The organism is Xenorhabdus sp. BG5, assembly GCF_015163665.1.
Classification (GTDB): domain Bacteria; phylum Pseudomonadota; class Gammaproteobacteria; order Enterobacterales; family Enterobacteriaceae; genus Xenorhabdus.
In genome coordinates this window covers 24,708-43,188 of the sequence record NZ_JADEUG010000003.1, presented here as the reverse complement: position 1 = coordinate 43,188, position 18,481 = coordinate 24,708, and the positions used below count along the sequence as shown (strand labels likewise).

Sequence of the window (18,481 nt, the reverse complement as noted above, 5' to 3'; positions counted from 1 at the left end):
ACTGATGAGTAATGAGAACGCACAGAAGCAAATTGGTAATATTGATCTCGTCAAACAGCTAAATAGTGCTGTGGTCTATCGCCTGATTGATCAGCATGGGCCAATATCACGCATCCAAATCGCAGAAGAAAGCCAGCTTGCTCCTGCCAGTGTAACCAAAATTACTCGTCAGTTGCTGGAGAGGGGTCTGATAAAAGAAGTCGAACATCAGGCTTCCACCGGCGGAAGACGTGCAATCTCCATAATTAGCGAAACACGCCATTTCCATACGATTGGCGTCCGGCTTGGGCGCCATGATGCAACGGTGGCGCTGTTCGATATGAGTGGCAAGACGTTAGCGGAAGCACACTACCCCGTAAGGGAAAATAGTCAGCAGGAAGTCGAGAAACGAGTTATTCACGCCGTTGAAAGTTTCATCAACAAAAACCAGCGCCGGATCCGTGAGTTGATCGCAATTTCAGTTATTCTTCCCGGTCTGGTTGATCCTGAACTTGGCATTATCCGCTATATGCCACACATTAAGGTAGATAACTGGCCTCTGGTTAAAAACCTCAAAGATCATTTTAATACCTTCTGCTTTATTGGTCATGATATTCGCAGCCTGGCATTGGCCGAAAATTATTTCGGCGCAACACGCGATTGTGAAGATTCCATTCTGGTACGCATCCATCGCGGTACAGGGGCTGGTGTCATTGTTAATAACAACATTTTGCTCAACAAACGCGGCAATCTGGGTGAAATAGGCCATATCCAAATCGATCCTCTCGGTGAACGCTGCCATTGCGGTAATTTTGGTTGTCTGGAGACTATCGCTGCCAACTCAGCAATCGAAGCTAAAGTACAACAACAATTACGCCAAGGGTTCCCAAGTCAGCTGGCCTTGAATAATTGCAATATCCATGCAATTTGCCTTGCAGCCAATGCGGGCGATCCCCTTGCCACAGAAGTCATCAGACATGTAGGGCTCTATCTTGGCAAGGCTATCTCAATCGCGATTAACCTGTTTAATCCTCAGAAGGTGGTAATTGCCGGAGAAATCACTGAAGCAGAACAAGTATTGCTGCCGACTATCAAAAGCAGCATCAATACCCAGGTATTAAAAGCATTCCGTGAAGACCTCCCCGTGGTGATTTCTGAGCTAAATCACTGTTCAGCGATTGGGGCATTCGCCCTAACGAAACGTGCAATGCTTAATGGTGTACTGTTGCAACATCTTCTTGGCGGATAATTTCAACCGTTTTAGCTGACTTTGTCGACAAAACGCTTATAAGACAAACAAACAAACGATTTTGTGCATATTTCTTTAAAAAAGCAGTTGACGCATCTGTCTGATATACGCATAATGCGCCCCGCACCGCCGATGAAGGCAAAGCGAAAAAAAGATGGCTACGTAGCTCAGCTGGTTAGAGCACAGCACTCATAATGCTGGGGTCACAGGTTCGATTCCCGTCGTAGCCACCATCTTTGCGGGAGTGGCGAAATTGGTAGACGCACCAGATTTAGGTTCTGGCGCCGCAAGGTGTGCGAGTTCAAGTCTCGCCTCCCGCACCATTTTCTTTATCGGGTTTTACTTAGAATATGTTTTAGTAACAATTTTAAGTTTTAGTGTGTTGTTTCAGGTGGGGTATCGCCAAGCGGTAAGGCACCAGGTTTTGATCCTGGCATCCCCTGGTTCGAATCCAGGTACCCCAGCCATTTAACTGAAACAATGAATTAAAACGGTATAAGGTTGATTGCGCATTCTGGGGATAACAAAGGCTGCATTGATAACACTCAGGTGGGGTATCGCCAAGCGGTAAGGCACCAGGTTTTGATCCTGGCATTCCCTGGTTCGAATCCAGGTACCCCAGCCATCTTATTGAGAATTATCAAAAATATTACGTTTATCGTAAATGGCTACGTAGCTCAGCTGGTTAGAGCACAGCACTCATAATGCTGGGGTCACAGGTTCGATTCCCGTCGTAGCCACCATTTTAAAGTTCAGTTGGGGTATCGCCAAGCGGTAAGGCACCGGATTCTGATTCCGGCATTCCCAGGTTCGAATCCTGGTACCCCAGCCAGATTTATCAACGAGTTACATGATGTAGCGAATTGAAAAAGAGCAGAAAAAGAATAGAGAAAGAATATACAGGTAGAATATTCTTTGATATACAAGCCGCCATTAAGGGTGATTTTTTCGCATTTATCTCATAAAAATAAATTTTCCCACCCTCTCACCAATTAGATAATCTAATAAATTTGGATTTGTAATTTTATACAACTGAAATTATAGATCTACCTCCCCCTGACTCAAATTCCACACCGAATCTTCCGGCATCTGTATACATTTCCCTCATCCGTTCTCATATTCCTCCAAACTATCATTTTGCACATTTATTGAACTAATAATTTGTTGAATTTCAATGCATCCAGCAGTCAGCTACCCGTTTTTACTGCGCAAATCAACCCATTGTGTAATTCCATAACACCTTGATTATCAAATAGTGAGGCAATAGTTTTTAATGCTTTTTGATAATCGCTTTCTGTTCTAATGTTCATTGTTCACTCCGGCTCTACGGTGTTAGCATCTATGGCATCGTACTGTTTGTGTGTACCGATGAATTTTACGTACACCCAGCCTGTGGAGTAAAAGATGGAAACTATCAGACGTAGTCGTTCCCCTTGATGTTGAATACTACGCGATTATTTTTCAAGATACTCGTATTGCGGTATTGCGCTTTAATTTCAGCAGGTGTTTTCCAGGAGGCTTTTTTGGCCTCGTCAAACCAAGCCCTTAGTGGTTGTTCTGCATCGGGGTATTTTTCCCAAAACGTTTTTAATGATGCAACGGATTTATTTTCATAAAAGCACGCCAGTCCCAGGGGTTACGCATGAAAATATTTAGTAGATAATGAGTTCATTTTTAAAGGGGCGCTGATGAAAGAATTAGTGGATGTTTTTTCTGATTTTCCAGATCCACGTTGTCAGGGAAAGGTCAAACACTGCTTTATTGATATCTTAGTGATCGCGGTATGCGCTGTCATTGCCGGCGCTAACGCCTGGACCGATATTGAACAGTACGGTCAGCTAAAAAAGGATTGGCTGAGTTCATTTCTTCCGCTCAAAGGCGGTATTCCGTCACATGATACTTTTCGGCGCTGTTTCAGTTTATTAAATCCGGACCTCTTTGAACGTCATTTTTATCAGTGGGTTTCTCATGATGTTTCTTCAAAAAAGCGGGCGATCATTGCGATTGATGGTAAAAGTTTACGCCATTCGTTTGATAAGAAAATTGAACAAAGCCCATTACATGTGGTGAGTGCATTCTCGGTTGAGAAAGGGATCAGTTTATGTCAGTGTGCCGTAGACGGAAAATCAAACGAAATTAAGGCTATCCCCACATTATTATCGATGCTTTCATTGAAAGGGCATCTCGTTACGATTGATGCGATGGGGTGCCAACGCACGATTGCTCAGCAATTATGCGAGAGTGAAGCCGATTATATTTTGTCCCTTAAAGGCAATCAGGGAAAAACCATTTCGGAAGCTGTTAACTATTTTCAACAACAACAGATAACCCAAAAGCCTTACCTTAAACCTGACCATGATGAATTCGATGATAGCCATGGACGTACCGTCAGACGACGTGGATGGGTTCTGCCACTGACATCAGAAACAAAACACTTAGGTTCCTGGCCAGATATTCAGGCCCTTCTGGTCACAGAAACGATACGACAAGAACATTATTCTGACAAAGTGACCTCTGATTTTCGTTATTATCTAAGCAGTTGCCATGATTCTCCCGCCTTTCAGTTAAATGCCATACGAAAGCATTGGGCTATAGAAAATAGTGTACACTGGGTACTGGATGTCACTTTTCGAGAAAATGATTCACGGATGAGAGAGCGGATCGCCACAAGAATATTTGCCCAATTACGTAAAATGGCGCTCAATATCGTGAAACGAGATACCAACAGTAAACTGAGTTTGAGTGCCCGAAGGAAATCAGCCGGGTGGGATAATAGCTATATGGAAGCGCTGTTATTTAATCAATTTTAGCCTACCAAAATTTCATGCGTAACCCCTGACGCCAGTCCCAATTTGGGACTTATGCAAGTAGCTAGTAAGCGTATTATGTTTATCCAGCTAATACGCTTGAATTGGAGAATATATAACGCGACAAAAGATTGCGTAATACAACAAAATGGTGCATATTATAAGTGCGCTTCCGAAGGCGTATGCGTTTCACACCGCATGTAACACAATACCCGAGAGGCTACTCAAATGGCTATTAGCATTCGTTTAGATGATGACTTTGTGAATGAGGTAAAAATTCACGCAGAAGCATCAAGCAGGAGTGTGCCAAAGCAGATAGAACACTGGGCAAAAATAGGCAGCATTGCCGAAGATAACCCGGATGTACCATACTCTTTTATCCTTGATGTCTTACTGGCGAAAAGCGAAGTCGATAATGGTAAGGTGTCGCGTTATGTCAGAAGGACAAAAAAGTCCCAAGATTGACGTTTATGAAACAAGGCGTTTCTCTAAGGCATTATCTAAGTTACCTGAAAATCTTCTTGCTATCGTGGAAGATGAGATAGAAAAAATTATCGACAACCCTGAAATTGGCGAACAAAAGAAAGGTGATTTGAGTTTTCTTCGTGTTCACAGGTTTCAATTAAATAATCAGTTAATATTGCTTGGTTATCACTGGGTTGAAGAGAAAATAGAGCTTTACCTGTTAAATGTGGGTCCTCATGAAAATTTCTATCAGGAACAAAAGCGACACAAGAAAGACGATCTGAAGTTTATCAAATAATACACAAGGCTGCGCATGGCGTGGCCTTTTTGTTTTCCCGCAATAAAAGTTAGGGATCACACAATGAAAAAGTTAAAGGTGACAATTTCAGGTTTAACTGAAAATAACACTGCTGATTCCGTGAATTTCAAGATATGGCGGCATGATAAGTTGCTGGTTGAAGATAATCCCTGGCAGGCTGGTAGTTGCCCGCAGGTTGTGCGCCGATTTCCTCCGGGTTGGGTTTATTGTTCGGACTGTAGACGCGCTGTCCGTTTTCCCAAATATTATTTTTCGTCCAAATATCACGTCCAGACACAACATCATAACCCGCACCGGATTTAATGTACCCCTCAACATCGACATGTTCGCCCACGACGCCACCCGTTTTGGGGTAGGCATTTTTTGCTAGTTCCATGGTTTCCGCCAAACCAACCAAATAGCCCCATAAGGGGCTAATAGGAGACAATATCCATCACAACCCCAATGCATATTTCAGAGCAAGATTTTTCATGACTCTTGAACGCTGCGCGGCCATTAATGCCAGATTTCGTACCGTTTTTAACCCCGGCAAATCATGACTGAATGTGGTATGGAAAAAATCCATTCCTGCCTGCATCACCAAATTATCCGGCATTCTGCGACGTTGATAACGCATCAAGACTGGCAAAGAATCCCACTCTTCCAACAATTCCTTAGCATTGGTTAATACCTTGAGTAACACATCAACATCCCGATAACCTAAATTCACTCCCTGCCCTGCCAACGGATTGATGGTATGAGCCGCGTCTCCCAGCAGAACCAACCCTTCTTGTACGTAATGGCTGGCATGATGACGAGTCAGTGGAAATGAACCCGCAGCAATCGGGGTAACTTTACCTAAGCGGGCAGGAAATGCCTGAAAAATTTCTCGTTCAAGTTGTGCCATCGTCATCGACTGCAATTGACGAATACGTGCGGGAGAATCGTACCAAACCAAAGAAGCCCATTGATCAAACAACGGCAGGAAAGCCCTGGGGCCAGAAGAAAAAAATTGTTGCCACGTTGTATCTTGTTGAGGCTGATCAGTCTTGACGGTTATCAGCATACATGACTGGCGATATTGCCACCCGTTACTGCCAATACCCGCCAATTGACGGACTTGAGAGCGGGCACCATCTGCACCAATAATCAGTCGTGTGTTAATTTCCGTGCCATCTTCCAACGTCACCAACCACGTTTTATTCTCATGCTGACGCTGCATAGATTGCAAAACCGTGGGGCAAATCAATGTCAGGTTTGGATAACGTTCAAATTCCTGCCACAATGCCAGTTGCAAGACACGATTTTCAACCATATACCCTAACTCTGGCAGCCTCAAACTTTCAGCGTCGAAAATGACGTTCGAATCATTTTGCTCCCATGTTTCCAGCTTTCGATAAGGAGCACTGCGCATTTGCAATACGTTTTCCCATGCTCCCAATTGTTTCAATAAATCCACCGAAGCACAGCTGATCGCAGATATACGAACATCAGGTTCACTCTCTGCATCATAAAGTGCGGGAAGCTGGTGCTCCAATAATGCAACACGCCAACCTTCCTGCGCCAATCCCAATGCTGTCGCCGCACCAATCATACCTGCGCCAACGACAACGATATCGAATTTTTGTTGTGGATTATTCATATTCATCACGTCATTAACTTATTGATTAAAACAGTCTACCGGAATTTTCCCTTTCCGGCTGAGAATATCCGCTGTTACAGTCTGGTCACTGGTGCCTCAAATGACTACAATAGCCAACAATATTATGCTAAATACACTACGTGCAATATTATGCAATATATTGCGCTTTTCAGTGTTGAAGCATCATTCCACTGGAAACACCGGATACAACAAAATGTCGACGATAAAAAAACTGTATATCAAAACCTGGGGCTGTCAGATGAATGAATACGATTCATCCAAGATGGCCGACTTGCTGGAAACCACGCACGGTTATCAGTTAACCGATGTCGCCGAAGAAGCAGATATCTTACTCCTGAATACTTGTTCAATCCGTGAAAAGGCTCAGGAAAAAGTCTTTCACCAACTTGGCCGCTGGAAGGGCCTGAAAGATAAAAATCCTGAAATCATTATCGGTGTGGGGGGTTGTGTTGCTTCCCAGGAAGGGGATTACATTCGCCAACGCTCACCTAGCGTCGATATTATTTTCGGGCCACAAACCCTGCACCGCCTGCCCGAGATGATTAATCATGTCAAAGGCACCCGCAGCCCAATTGTTGACATCAGTTTCCCTGAAATTGAAAAATTTGACCGTCTGCCAGAGCCTCGTGCCGAAGGCCCAACAGCATTCGTTTCCATCATGGAAGGCTGCAATAAGTACTGCACATTCTGCGTTGTACCTTACACCCGCGGGGAAGAAGTCAGCCGTCCTTGTGATGATATTTTATTCGAAATTGCCCAACTTGCTGCGCAAGGTGTACGTGAAGTTAATCTGCTCGGTCAAAACGTTAATGCCTATCGCGGCGCAACGTTTGATGGTGGTATCTGCACATTTGCAGAACTGTTGCGTCTGGTTGCAGCTATTGACGGTATCGACCGCATCCGCTTCACGACCAGCCATCCCATTGAATTTACTGACGACATTATTGCAGTCTACGAAGATACTCCTGAGTTAGTGAGCTTCCTGCATCTGCCAGTCCAGAGTGGTTCTGATCGCATTCTTACCCTGATGAAACGCGCCCATACTGCACTAGAATACAAAGGCATTATTCGCCGTTTACGTAAAGCACGCCCTGATATTCTGATCAGTTCTGACTTCATCATCGGTTTCCCAGGTGAAACACAGGATGATTTTGAAAAAACGATGAAACTCATTGCCGATGTTAACTTCGACATGAGTTTTAGCTTCATCTATTCAGCACGCCCAGGAACACCCGCGGCCGATTTACCAGATGATGTCAGTGAAGATGAAAAGAAACAGCGCTTGTACCTGCTCCAGCAACGTATTAACCAGCAGGCCATGAGCTACAGCCGCGCAATGCTTGGCAGCACACAACGCATTCTGGTTGAAGGCCCATCACGCAAAAATATCATGGAACTCTCTGGCCGTACCGAAAATAACCGCGTGGTTAACTTTGAGGGAACGCCTGACATGATTGGTAAATTTGTTGATGTCGACATTGTTGACGTATACGCCAACTCCCTGCGTGGTAAAGTCATCCGTACTGAAGATGATATGGATCTGCGCATCCATGAGTCACCTGAATCAGTCATTGCCCGTACTCGCAAGGAAGATGAGATCGGTGTTGGCTTTTATCAGCCTTAACAGGCCCTAACATAGAGATAATCAGTGACACAAATAAACCCACAAGTAACAACCCAAGAAATCTTTCTGGAACCCGCAGACAATCAACGACTGATGAGCCTGTGTGGACCATTTGATGATAATCTGAAACAACTTGAGCGTCGTTTGGGCATTGAAATCAATCGCCGTGATAACCGTTTCAAACTGGCAGGTAAACCATTGTGTGTTAATGCAGCCGCAGGGATCCTACGTCACCTTTATATCGAAACCGCTCCTATACGCGGCGTGATACCTGATCTTGAGCCTGAACAGGTTCACCTCGCTATTACTGAAAGCCGGGTGCTGGAACAAGCAGCAGAAAGCGTTCCTGAGTATGGCAAGGCCGTCAATATCAAAACTAAACGGGGTGTTGTAAAACCCCGAACTCCCAATCAGGCGCAATATATCGCTAACATCCTTGATCACGATATCACGTTCGGGGTTGGGCCTGCGGGTACAGGGAAAACGTATTTGGCTGTTGCCGCGGCGGTTGATGCACTGGAACGTCAGGAAATCCGCCGTATCCTGCTAACCCGTCCTGCGGTTGAAGCCGGCGAAAAACTGGGCTTTTTGCCTGGTGATCTCAGCCAGAAAGTCGATCCTTATCTACGTCCGCTTTATGATGCCCTGTTTGAGATGATGGGATTTGAAAAAGTTGAGAAGCTGATCGAAAGAAACGTTATTGAAGTGGCACCATTGGCTTATATGCGTGGACGTACCCTCAATGATGCCTTTATTATTCTTGACGAAAGCCAGAATACGACCATTGAACAGATGAAAATGTTCCTGACCCGTATTGGTTTTAATTCTAAAGCCGTCATTACTGGTGACGTAACTCAGATTGACCTGCCAAGAGGTCAAAAATCAGGCCTGAGTCATGCAATAGAAGTGTTATCTGATGTTGATGACCTGAGTTTTAACTTCTTACATAGTGAAGACGTTGTTCGCCATCCGGTGGTAGCAAAAGTGGTTATCGCCTATGAAGCATGGGAAGCGGCGGAACAGGAACGCAAAAAAGCGCTCAATGAGAAACGCAAACAGGAAGCACGATGAGTTCAGTCATATTAGATTTGCAAATTGCATGTGAAAACCCCGAAGGGCTTCCTGAAGAAGCTCTTTTCCAACGCTGGCTGGAAAGTGTTTTGCCACAATTTCTGGCCGAAAGTGAAGTAACTATTCGCCTGGTCGATGAGGCAGAAAGCCACGATTTAAACCTCACTTATCGTGGGAAAGATAAACCAACTAATGTGTTATCTTTCCCATTTGAAGCTCCACCTGAAGTTGAATTACCCTTACTCGGTGATTTAATTATCTGTCGTCAAGTTGTTGAAAAAGAGGCAGATGAGCAACAAAAAATTGTCGAAGAACACTGGGCACATATGGTGGTTCACGGCAGCCTTCATCTTCTGGGATATGATCATATTGAAGACGATGAAGCGGAAGAAATGGAAGCTCTGGAAACAGAGATCCTAAAAAAAATGGGTTATTCTGATCCCTACCTCGCGGAAAAAGAATAACCATTGCTAACATTTTTATGTTAAACATAACAGTCTACGATTTTATATGGGAAATTTTCATTAAAACGCCATGAGCGACGACCATCCTTCAAGTAACGATAACCCTGGCCCTAAGAAAGGCTTTTTTGCACTTCTTAATCAGCTTTTTCACGGTGAACCGAAAAACCGTGATGATTTGGTTGAACTGATCCGTGATTCTGAGCAGAACGACCTAATCGATCCCGATACCCGCGAGATGCTCGAAGGTGTCATGGATATTGCTGATCAACGCGTGCGTGACATTATGATCCCACGCTCACAGATCGTTACCTTAAAAAGCAACCAATCTCTGGACGAATGTCTGGATGTTATTATCGACTCGGCCCACTCACGCTTTCCTGTGATCAGCGAAGACAAAGATCACATCGAAGGCATATTAATGGCAAAAGATCTGCTACCCTTCATGCGTACAAATGCAGAACCTTTCAGCATTGATAAAGTCCTTCGTCAGGCTGTTGTCGTGCCGGAAAGTAAACGTGTTGACCGCCTGCTGAAAGAATTCCGTTCCCAACGCTACCATATGGCGATTGTGATCGACGAATTTGGCGGCGTTTCGGGGCTGGTCACCATTGAGGATATTCTTGAACTGATTGTGGGGGAAATAGAAGACGAATACGATGATGATGAAGATAACAATATTCGTACCCTAAGTCGCCACTCCTATTCAGTTCGGGCGTTGACTCAAATCGAGGATTTTAATGACGTTTTTGGCACTAATTTCAGCGATGAAGAGGTTGATACTATTGGTGGGCTAGTCATGCAGGCATTTGGACATCTGCCTTCACGTGGGGAATCCATCACCATTGATGGTTACCTTTTCAAAGTGGCAATGTCTGATAGCCGTAAAATCATTCAGGTTCATGTAAAAATACCGGATGATGCTGATGTTCCTGGCCTTGATAAACAATAAATAGGATCTGGATGAACAAAGCCTCATTAATGAGTTGCCAGCGGTTACGTGCCGTGCTGGCACTTTTCTTCGGAGCCAGTGGAACGCTGGCTTTTTCACCTTTTGATTTCTGGCCTGCTGCCCTTGTTTCCCTTTTTGGCCTGCAAATCCTTTCCTTGAACAGAACAACCCGCCAAGCTTGCTTTATTGGTTTATGCTGGGGCCTTGGTTTGTTTGGCAGTGGCGCAAACTGGGTTTATGTCAGTATCGCTGACTTTGGTGGCATGCCAACCGCTATCAATATCTTTTTGGTGATCTTGCTATCTGCCTATCTTGCCCTTTATCCCGCTTTATTTACTGGTGTATTGAACCGCTTTTTTCCGGCTTCTAATAGCATCAGGCTGGTTATAGCCAGTCCAGCGCTGTGGCAATTGACAGAATCCTTGCGTGGTTGGGTGTTATCTGGGTTTCCGTGGTTACAATTTGGTTACAGCCAAATTGATGGCCCGATGAAAGCCATTGCGCCTATTCTGGGTGTAGAAGGTATTACCTTCTTACTGATGATGATCAGCGGATTGCTGGTTGTTGCTGTTACCCAGAAAAAAATTTCCGCAGCTATTTTAGCCATTATCCTGCTACTGTTACCGTGGCCAATGAGGCACTACCCGTGGTATACCCTACAACCAGAAAAAGCCACTGATATTGCGTTGGTTCAAGGTAATATTCCCCAAGCCATTAAGTGGGAGTCCACCGCTCTTGGGAAAACACTGGATATCTATTTGGATAACAGTCGCCCCTTCATTGGTAAAACGCCAATCATCATCTGGCCGGAATCTGCTATTCCTGATTATGAATATAACCAGAGTGATTTTCTGACTAAACTGGATACCGTGCTGAGAAAACATAATACCAGCTTGATCACTGGCATTGTGGACGCCCGACCGACGTTGGAAGGCTATAAATTCTATAACAGCATCATCGTATTAGGGGATAAGATACCTTACCAATACCCAGCACCAACCCGCTACGATAAACATCATCTGGTACCGTTTGGTGAGTTCGTGCCATTGGCATCAATACTGCGGCCACTGGCACCTTTATTCAATTTGCCGATGTCTTCTTTTAGCCAAGGTAATTACATCCAGCCTCAACTTTCTGTTGCCGGGCACAACATTACTGCCGCTATCTGCTACGAAATTATTTTGGGTGAACAGGTGCGTGATAATTTCAAACCTGACACCGAGTTCCTCCTGACTGTTTCTAATGATGCCTGGTTTGGACGTTCCATTGGCCCTTGGCAACATTTCCAAATGGCACGGATGCGCGCTCTTGAACTGGGACGTCCTCTGCTAAGAGGAACAAATAATGGTGTTACAGCAGTAATCAACCCGGATGGCTCCATTCAGGCTGAACTTCCACAATTTACCCGACAGGTATTGGAAACCAAAGTAACCCCAGCCACAGGGATAACACCTTATTTTCGCTTCGGCAATTGGCCAATATGGGGAGCAAGTGCCCTGTTTTTCATCTTTGCTTGGATAGAAAAACGCCGCAAAACTTAATTTTCTATTTTCTTATAATTAAACGTTAATAGTGATCAGGGCATATTACTTATGCCTTGATTTTATTTAATCATCGATTTCATCACCGAAATAACAAAAATTCATCACATATTTCACCATAAAATACCCACCAAAACAGAACATTACTTTGAATGGCGCAAAGTGTGAACAGCATTCAATATTATTCACTTTTTAATCACACATAAATGAAATTGTTTATTTATAGTGCGATGTGGGTCTCGAAACAGAAACATTATGGTTTCAAAAAAGTAACATTATGAATTATTTTTTTACAGAACATAAACAAGGGAACCAGAAAAATCGTTTCGGCAGTCTTATTTATGTAGAAACATGCAGAAACACAATTATCTGTAAGAAAATCCAATTTCACGAAAAATAACCAGATAAAGGAGCTGTATATGCGTAAGTTGATGTTAACCATGATGTTGCTTAGCGCAGTCGGGGTTGCCCATGCTGAGGAATTGACAGGAACACTGAAAAAAATCAAAGACAATGGCATTATCGTTGTTGGACACCGAGAATCTTCGGTTCCATTCTCTTATTACGATAATCAACAAAACGTCGTGGGTTATTCCCAAGATTATTCCAACCAGATCGTTGAAGCCGTCAAGAAAAAACTGGATATGCCTAATTTGCAAGTTAAGCTGATCCCGATTACCTCCCAGAACCGCATTCCCCTACTACAAAACGGTACTTTCGATTTTGAATGTGGTTCTACTACCAACAACATTGAACGACAGAAACAAGCGGCATTCTCCAATACCATCTTTTCCGTCGGTACTCGCCTGCTGACCAAAAAAGATTCAGGCATCAAGGGATTTGATGATCTGGCAGGAAAAAATGTCGTTGTGACTTCCGGCACAACTTCTGAAATTTTGTTAAATAAGCTCAATGATGAAAAGCAAATGAAAATGCGTATCATCAGTGCCAAAGACCACGGTGATTCATTCCGTACCCTGGAATCAGGCCGTGCTGTCGCCTTTATGATGGACGATGCCTTACTCGCCGGTGAACGCGCAAAAGCGAAAAAACCCGACCAATGGATCATTGTTGGCAAACCACAATCGGAAGAAGCATACGGCTGTATGCTGCGCAAAGATGATCTTCAATTCAAGAAATTGATTGATAACGTTATTACCAAAACACAAACCTCCGGTGAAGCAGAAAAAATGTTTGATCGCTGGTTTAAAGAACCCATTCCACCTAAGAAGCTAAATTTAAACTTCTCTATGTCAGATGAAATGAAAGCTTTGTTTAAATCACCAAACGATAAGGCATTGAATTAATCAACCAAAATCCCGATTTGATTGGCAAGACGGGTATGAGGTAGTCGTTCCCTACCTCATTTTTTTCCAGATTTAAATTCGATGAATGACAGCTAACCCCATATCAGGGAGTTCGATTATGTCCGCTAATTGGGATTGGGGCATCTTTTTACAAGCCGCCCCTTTTGGTAATACCACCTATTTGGGGTGGCTTATTTCGGGTTTTCAGGTAACGGTGGCACTTTCCGCCTGTGCCTGGATCATTGCATTCCTTGTCGGCTCATTGTTCGGTATTCTCCGTACAGTTCCGAATAAGTTCCTTTCCGGGCTTGGAACCTGTTATGTAGAGTTATTTCGCAACGTTCCTCTTATTGTCCAATTTTTTACTTGGTATCTGGTGGTTCCTGAATTCCTGCCCAAAAATTTGAGTGATTGGTTCAAAATGGAGCTGGATCCCAATATCCAATTTTTTATCTCCTCAGTCATCTGCTTAGGGTTATTCACCGCTGCCCGCGTATGCGAGCAAGTTCGCGCGGCAATCCAGTCGCTCCCAAGGGGGCAAAAAGCCGCAGGTCTGGCAATGGGCTTAACCTTGCCACAAACCTACCGTCACGTTCTGCTGCCAAACGCCTACCGAGTGATAATTCCCCCAATGACCTCGGAAATGCTCAATTTGGTGAAGAACTCTGCCATTGCTTCCACAATCGGGTTGGTTGATATGGCTGCTCAGGCCAATAAATTGCTGGATTATTCTGCTCACGCCTATGAATCATTCACCGCGATCACATTGGCTTATGTGGGTATCAACCTGGTGATTATGCTTGCCATGAGCATACTGGAGAAAAAAGTACGTTTACCCGGCAATATGGGAGGGCGATAAGAAATGTATCAGTTTGACTGGAGTTCGATTGTACCAAGTTTGCCCTTCCTTCTGGATGGATTGTTGATAACGGCAAAAATTACCGTGACAGCCGTTATCATAGGCATTGTCTGGGGAACCATTCTGGCGATGATGCGCCTCTCATCCATCAAGGCATTGAACTGGTTTGCTGCCCTATATGTTAACCTGTTCCGCTCAGTTCCGCTGGTGATGGTATTACTGTGGTTTTATCTGATTGTGCCTAACTTATTACAAAATATTCTAGGCATTTCACCAAAAACCGATATCCGTTTAATTTCTGCAATGGTAGCTTTTTCGCTCTTTGAAGCAGCTTACTACGCCGAAATAATTCGGGCAGGTATTCAGAGCATTTCCCGCGGGCAATCTTCTGCTGCGCTGGCGTTAGGTATGACGCAATTGCAAAGCATGCGGCTGGTCATACTGCCACAAGCATTTCGGGCAATGATCCCATTGCTGCTGACACAAGGCATTGTATTATTCCAGGATACTTCTCTGGTATATGTATTGAGTCTGGCGGATTTTTTCCGTACAGCAACGAATATTGGTGAGCGCGATGGGACCCAAATTGAAATGGTTCTGTTTGCCGGCTTTGTTTATTTTGTGATTAGTTTTTCCGCTTCTATGCTGGTTAACTATTTGAAGAAAAGGACTGTTTGATGATTTCCCTGAAAAATGTATCCAAGTGGTATGACCAATTTCAGGTTCTTACTGACTGCTCAACTGAAGTCAAAAAAGGCGAAGTGGTCGTGGTCTGTGGGCCTTCTGGTTCCGGCAAGTCCACACTGATAAAAACGGTCAATGGCCTTGAACCTGTCCAGCAAGGTGAAATTCGAGTAAACGACACAAAAGTCAATGACAAGAACACCAATCTGGCACAATTGCGCTCCAAGGTGGGAATGGTGTTTCAGCACTTTGAACTTTTTCCTCATCTATCGATTATTGAAAACCTGACATTGGCTCAGGTTAAAGTGTTAAAGCGCAACAAGAAAGAAGCGACTGAAAAAGGCTTAAAACTGCTGGAGCGAGTTGGATTAGCCAGCCATGCGGATAAATTCCCTGCACAACTCTCCGGTGGTCAGCAACAACGTGTTGCCATTGCCAGGGCACTCTGCATGGACCCGATAGCTATGCTATTTGATGAGCCTACTTCTGCCCTTGATCCTGAAATGATTAATGAAGTCCTGGATGTCATGGTGGAATTGGCGAACGAAGGCATGACCATGATGGTAGTCACCCATGAGATGGGTTTTGCCAAGAAAGTCGCACATCGCGTTATTTTCATGGATGAAGGCAAAATTGTCGAAGACAGTAAGAAAGACGATTTCTTTGCTAACCCGAAATCAGAGCGTGCCCGCGATTTTCTGGCGAAAATTCTGCACTGATTTTTCCTCGTCGGCGGAAGGCAAGACTGCCGCCGATCTTAAATTTCCCCTAAAAATAAGTAATTTTCCGCATTCCTCCTTTAACAAGAGTTGTTGCCCCTATCCCTTATCAGCTATGCTATGGAACCTTAGACTTCATAAACAAACTAAACGCGCTAAAGGCGTAGCTTTATTTATTACTCACCATAGGATTATCGGTGCCATGCAAGAACAATATCGTCCAGAAGACATAGAACAACAAGTCCAGCTTCATTGGCAAGAGAAGCAAACGTTCAAAGTGACAGAAGACAACAACAAAGAAAAATATTATTGCCTGTCTATGCTACCTTATCCTTCTGGCCGACTACATATGGGCCATGTCCGTAACTACACCCTTGGTGATGTGATTTCCCGTTATCAGCGCATGCTGGGCAAAAACGTACTGCAACCTATCGGTTGGGATGCGTTTGGTTTGCCAGCAGAAGGCGCTGCGATCAAGAATAATACTGCCCCAGCTCCGTGGACATATTCCAACATTGAGTACATGAAAAACCAGTTAAAAAAACTGGGTTTTGGCTATGATTGGGATCGTGAAGTCACGACCTGTACGCCAGAATACTATCGCTGGGAACAGTGGTTCTTCACTAAATTGTACGAAAAGGGTCTGGTATACAAAAAAACTTCCGCCGTTAACTGGTGTCCACATGACCTGACTGTTCTCGCTAATGAGCAGGTGATTGATGGCTGTTGCTGGCGTTGTGATACCCAGGTTGAGCGTAAAGAGATCCCACAATGGTTCATCAAGATCACTGCTTACGCAGAAGAGCTGCTAAACGATCTGGATAAACTGGAAGATTGGCCGGAACAGGTCAAAACCATGCAGCGCAACTGGATTGGCCGTTCTGAAGGTGTCGAAATCACGTTCAATGTTGCTGACAGCCAGGAAAAACTCACTGTTTATACCACGCGCCCTGATACCTTCATGGGGGTAACTTATGTCGCTGTAGCAGCGGGTCATCCTCTGGCAAAACAGGCGGCGGAAAATAATCCTGAACTGGTGAAATTTATCGACGAATGCCGTAATACCAAAGTTGCCGAAGCTGATATGGCAACGATGGAGAAAAAAGGCATGTCAACAGGCATGTTTGTCATTCATCCATTGACCAATGAAAAACTCGCTATCTGGGTTGCCAACTTTGTCTTGATGGAATACGGCACTGGTGCGGTAATGGCTGTTCCAGGACACGATCAACGTGACTGGGAATTTGCCACTAAATACAGCCTGCCAATAAAAGCCGTTATTCTTGACAACGATGGCAATATACCAAACGTTCAGGAAGCAGCGGTTACTGATAAAAATGCCCTAGTCAATTCCGGTGAATTCAGTGGACTGAGCCATGAAGAAGGCTTCAATGCTATCGCAGACAAACTGGTTGCAATGGGCGTCGGACAGCGTAAAGTCAATTACCGCCTGCGTGACTGGGGCGTTTCTCGTCAACGTTATTGGGGTGCGCCAATTCCAATGGCAACACTGGAAGATGGCACTGTTGTCCCTGTTCCAGAAGATCAATTACCGGTAATTTTGCCAGAAGATGTCGTGATGGATGGGATCACCAGCCCAATTAAAGCGGATCCTGAATGGGCAAAAACGACCATTAACGGCCAACCTGCACTGCTTGAAACTGATACCTTTGATACCTTTATGGAATCCTCATGGTATTACGCACGCTATACCTGTCCAGATTATGATAAAGGCATGTTGGATCCAGCAGCGGCTAACTATTGGTTGCCAGTGGATCAATACATCGGTGGTATTGAACACGCTATCATGCACCTGATGTACTTCCGTTTCTTCCATAAATTGATGCGTGATGCTGGCATGGTCAACTCGGATGAACCTGCCAAGCGCCTGCTGTGCCAAGGCATGGTTCTGGCTGACGCCTTCTACTATACCGGCAACAGCGGCGAGAAAGTCTGGGTATCTCCAGCTGATGCCATTGTTGAGCGCGATGAGAAAGGCCGTATTGTCAAAGCAACAGATAAAGACGGCCATGAGCTGGTTTATACCGGCATGAGCAAGATGTCGAAATCCAAGAACAACGGTATCGATCCACAAATTATGGTCGATAAATACGGTGCAGATACCGTTCGTCTGTTTATGATGTTCGCTGCACCACCAGAACTGACTCTGGAATGGCAAGAATCTGGCGTGGAAGGTGCTAACCGCTTCCTGAAACGTGTTTGGCGTCTGGTTTACGAGCACAGCAACAAAGGGGCAACCCAGCCACTGGATATCAGCAACCTGACGACAGAACAGAAAGATCTGCGCCGTGATTTGCACAAAACCATTGCGAAAGTCACTGATGATGTTGGTCGCCGTCAAGCATTCAATACTGCCATTGCGGCCATTATGGAGCTGATGAATAAACTGACTCGTGCGCCACAGGAAACAGAGCAAGATCGCGCTCTGATGCAAGAAGCAGTCACTGCGATTGTACGTATGCTTTCACCGATTACACCACATGCTTGCTTCGCCATGTGGAAAGCGCTTGGTAATGAGGATGACATTGACACTGCGGCATGGCCACAAGCTGATGAGCAGGCAATGATAGACGATACTAAACTGGTAATTATTCAAATTAACGGTAAGGTTCGTGGCCGCATTACAGTCGCGGCAGAGGCAACAAAAGAGTATGTCCAAGAGATGGCGATGCAAGAATACGGTGTGAAGAAATATCTTGAAGACGTCAGTATCCGCAAAGTCATCTATGTTCCAGGTAAGTTACTGAATCTGGTTGTAGGCTGATAACAGGAGACCCTATT

General features: G+C 44.6%; 17 protein-coding genes, 6 tRNA genes and 1 pseudogene. 20 read left to right on the top strand and 4 right to left on the bottom strand.

From position 1 onward, the window contains the following. Positions 1–4 precede the first annotated feature (4 nt). From IQ209_RS03145 to IQ209_RS03115, 7 genes are all read left to right on the top strand, one after another. Positions 5–1,228 (top strand): ROK family protein, encoded by a 1,224-nt coding sequence (locus tag IQ209_RS03145; protein ID WP_193848916.1) that lies wholly within the window; start codon positions 5–7, stop codon positions 1,226–1,228. Positions 1,229–1,384: 156 nt separating this feature from the next. Then, positions 1,385–1,461, top strand: a tRNA-Met gene (locus IQ209_RS03140). Between the two features lie 5 nt (positions 1,462–1,466). Continuing rightward, positions 1,467–1,551: transfer RNA gene (locus tag IQ209_RS03135), tRNA-Leu, on the top strand. A 69-nt stretch (positions 1,552–1,620) separates the two neighbouring features. Further along, positions 1,621–1,695, top strand: a tRNA-Gln gene (locus IQ209_RS03130). An 83-nt stretch (positions 1,696–1,778) separates the two neighbouring features. After that, a tRNA-Gln gene (locus IQ209_RS03125) sits at positions 1,779–1,853 on the top strand. A 41-nt stretch (positions 1,854–1,894) separates the two neighbouring features. After that, a tRNA-Met gene (locus tag IQ209_RS03120) sits at positions 1,895–1,971 on the top strand. 14 nt (positions 1,972–1,985) lie between these two features. Then, a tRNA-Gln gene (locus IQ209_RS03115) sits at positions 1,986–2,060 on the top strand. Positions 2,061–2,415: 355 nt separating this feature from the next. Here the strand turns inward: IQ209_RS03115 and IQ209_RS18560 are convergent. Both IQ209_RS18560 and IQ209_RS03105 read right to left on the bottom strand, forming a co-directional pair. Then, entirely contained in the window at positions 2,416–2,538 is a 123-nt protein-coding gene (locus tag IQ209_RS18560; protein WP_255528746.1) for a hypothetical protein, read from the bottom strand. A gap of 3 nt (positions 2,539–2,541) precedes the next feature. Then, positions 2,542–2,855 (bottom strand): annotated as a pseudogene (locus IQ209_RS03105) (type II toxin-antitoxin system HigB family toxin). A gap of 61 nt (positions 2,856–2,916) precedes the next feature. Between IQ209_RS03105 and IQ209_RS03100 the strand changes: the two are divergent. The 3 genes from IQ209_RS03100 (at position 2,917) to IQ209_RS03090 (ending at position 4,798) form a co-directional block, all read left to right on the top strand. Next, a complete protein-coding gene (locus IQ209_RS03100) occupies positions 2,917–4,038 on the top strand; it encodes an ISAs1 family transposase (protein ID WP_228005691.1) in 1,122 nt (373 codons plus the stop codon). A gap of 225 nt (positions 4,039–4,263) precedes the next feature. After that, positions 4,264–4,500: a hypothetical protein gene (locus IQ209_RS03095; protein WP_193848914.1), complete on the top strand. Its 237-nt coding sequence runs from the start codon at positions 4,264–4,266 to the stop codon at positions 4,498–4,500. Then, entirely contained in the window at positions 4,469–4,798 is a 330-nt protein-coding gene (locus IQ209_RS03090) for a type II toxin-antitoxin system RelE/ParE family toxin (protein WP_193848912.1), read from the top strand. Before IQ209_RS03095 ends, IQ209_RS03090 begins: the two co-directional genes overlap by 32 nt. A 127-nt stretch (positions 4,799–4,925) precedes the next feature. Here IQ209_RS03090 and IQ209_RS03085 read toward each other — a convergent pair whose 3' ends face one another. Both IQ209_RS03085 and ubiF read right to left on the bottom strand, forming a co-directional pair. After that, positions 4,926–5,246 carry a hypothetical protein gene (locus IQ209_RS03085; RefSeq protein ID WP_193848910.1) on the bottom strand — a complete coding sequence of 107 codons (321 nt, stop codon included), beginning with the start codon at positions 5,244–5,246 and terminating at the stop codon, positions 4,926–4,928. A 6-nt stretch (positions 5,247–5,252) separates the two neighbouring features. After that, complete coding sequence (ubiF, locus tag IQ209_RS03080; RefSeq protein ID WP_193848908.1) at positions 5,253–6,440, bottom strand: 3-demethoxyubiquinol 3-hydroxylase; 1,188 nt, start codon at positions 6,438–6,440, stop codon at positions 5,253–5,255. A 214-nt stretch (positions 6,441–6,654) separates the two neighbouring features. On the opposite strand from ubiF, the gene miaB reads away from it, so the two are divergent. From miaB to leuS, 10 genes are all read left to right on the top strand, one after another. Then, positions 6,655–8,085 carry a tRNA (N6-isopentenyl adenosine(37)-C2)-methylthiotransferase MiaB gene (miaB, locus tag IQ209_RS03075; RefSeq protein WP_193848906.1) on the top strand — a complete coding sequence of 477 codons (1,431 nt, stop codon included), beginning with the start codon at positions 6,655–6,657 and terminating at the stop codon, positions 8,083–8,085. 93 nt (positions 8,086–8,178) lie between these two features. Next, positions 8,179–9,156, top strand: a complete 978-nt coding sequence (locus IQ209_RS03070) for a PhoH family protein (RefSeq protein WP_228005699.1) — start codon at positions 8,179–8,181, stop codon at positions 9,154–9,156. Next, positions 9,153–9,620 (top strand): rRNA maturation RNase YbeY, encoded by a 468-nt coding sequence (gene ybeY, locus IQ209_RS03065; RefSeq protein ID WP_193848902.1) that lies wholly within the window; start codon positions 9,153–9,155, stop codon positions 9,618–9,620. Before IQ209_RS03070 ends, ybeY begins: the two co-directional genes overlap by 4 nt. Positions 9,621–9,690: 70 nt before the next feature. Next, on the top strand, positions 9,691–10,569 hold the full coding sequence (gene corC, locus IQ209_RS03060; RefSeq protein WP_193848900.1) for a CNNM family magnesium/cobalt transport protein CorC: 879 nt from the start codon (positions 9,691–9,693) through the stop codon (positions 10,567–10,569). Between the two features lie 11 nt (positions 10,570–10,580). Further along, positions 10,581–12,110 (top strand): apolipoprotein N-acyltransferase, encoded by a 1,530-nt coding sequence (gene lnt / locus IQ209_RS03055; RefSeq protein ID WP_193848898.1) that lies wholly within the window; start codon positions 10,581–10,583, stop codon positions 12,108–12,110. 419 nt (positions 12,111–12,529) lie between these two features. Beyond that, positions 12,530–13,417, top strand: a complete 888-nt coding sequence (locus IQ209_RS03050) for an amino acid ABC transporter substrate-binding protein (RefSeq protein WP_193848896.1) — start codon at positions 12,530–12,532, stop codon at positions 13,415–13,417. Between the two features lie 118 nt (positions 13,418–13,535). Then, positions 13,536–14,276 carry an amino acid ABC transporter permease gene (locus IQ209_RS03045; protein ID WP_193848894.1) on the top strand — a complete coding sequence of 247 codons (741 nt, stop codon included), beginning with the start codon at positions 13,536–13,538 and terminating at the stop codon, positions 14,274–14,276. A gap of 3 nt (positions 14,277–14,279) precedes the next feature. Next, the gene (gene gltK, locus IQ209_RS03040) at positions 14,280–14,954 is read left to right on the top strand and encodes a glutamate/aspartate ABC transporter permease GltK (protein ID WP_193848892.1); all 675 of its coding nucleotides are present in this window, start codon (positions 14,280–14,282) and stop codon (positions 14,952–14,954) included. After that, the gene (locus tag IQ209_RS03035) at positions 14,954–15,679 is read left to right on the top strand and encodes an amino acid ABC transporter ATP-binding protein (RefSeq protein ID WP_193848891.1); all 726 of its coding nucleotides are present in this window, start codon (positions 14,954–14,956) and stop codon (positions 15,677–15,679) included. The genes gltK and IQ209_RS03035 overlap by 1 nt, the downstream gene beginning before the upstream one ends. Before the next feature lie 202 nt (positions 15,680–15,881). Beyond that, the gene (leuS, locus tag IQ209_RS03030) at positions 15,882–18,464 is read left to right on the top strand and encodes a leucine--tRNA ligase (protein WP_193848889.1); all 2,583 of its coding nucleotides are present in this window, start codon (positions 15,882–15,884) and stop codon (positions 18,462–18,464) included. The last annotated feature ends 17 nt before the right edge of the window (positions 18,465–18,481 follow it).

Bases quoted from the DNA above. Each gene is read 5' to 3' on its own strand.
- corC (WP_193848900.1), top strand. From the start codon at position 9,691: ATGAGCGACGACCATCCTTCAAGTAACGATAACCCTGGCCCTAAGAAA.
- miaB (WP_193848906.1), top strand. From the start codon at position 6,655: ATGTCGACGATAAAAAAACTGTATATCAAAACCTGGGGCTGTCAGATG.
- IQ209_RS03095 (WP_193848914.1), top strand. From the start codon at position 4,264: ATGGCTATTAGCATTCGTTTAGATGATGACTTTGTGAATGAGGTAAAA.
- IQ209_RS18560 (WP_255528746.1), bottom strand. From the start codon at position 2,538: ATGAACATTAGAACAGAAAGCGATTATCAAAAAGCATTAAAAACTATT.
- IQ209_RS03090 (WP_193848912.1), top strand. From the start codon at position 4,469: ATGTCAGAAGGACAAAAAAGTCCCAAGATTGACGTTTATGAAACAAGG.
- IQ209_RS03070 (WP_228005699.1), top strand. From the start codon at position 8,179: ATGAGCCTGTGTGGACCATTTGATGATAATCTGAAACAACTTGAGCGT.
- lnt (WP_193848898.1), top strand. From the start codon at position 10,581: ATGAACAAAGCCTCATTAATGAGTTGCCAGCGGTTACGTGCCGTGCTG.
- ubiF (WP_193848908.1), bottom strand. From the start codon at position 6,440: ATGAATAATCCACAACAAAAATTCGATATCGTTGTCGTTGGCGCAGGT.
- gltK (WP_193848892.1), top strand. From the start codon at position 14,280: ATGTATCAGTTTGACTGGAGTTCGATTGTACCAAGTTTGCCCTTCCTT.
- IQ209_RS03035 (WP_193848891.1), top strand. From the start codon at position 14,954: ATGATTTCCCTGAAAAATGTATCCAAGTGGTATGACCAATTTCAGGTT.
- IQ209_RS03100 (WP_228005691.1), top strand. From the start codon at position 2,917: ATGAAAGAATTAGTGGATGTTTTTTCTGATTTTCCAGATCCACGTTGT.
- IQ209_RS03045 (WP_193848894.1), top strand. From the start codon at position 13,536: ATGTCCGCTAATTGGGATTGGGGCATCTTTTTACAAGCCGCCCCTTTT.
- ybeY (WP_193848902.1), top strand. From the start codon at position 9,153: ATGAGTTCAGTCATATTAGATTTGCAAATTGCATGTGAAAACCCCGAA.
- leuS (WP_193848889.1), top strand. From the start codon at position 15,882: ATGCAAGAACAATATCGTCCAGAAGACATAGAACAACAAGTCCAGCTT.
- IQ209_RS03050 (WP_193848896.1), top strand. From the start codon at position 12,530: ATGCGTAAGTTGATGTTAACCATGATGTTGCTTAGCGCAGTCGGGGTT.
- IQ209_RS03145 (WP_193848916.1), top strand. From the start codon at position 5: ATGAGTAATGAGAACGCACAGAAGCAAATTGGTAATATTGATCTCGTC.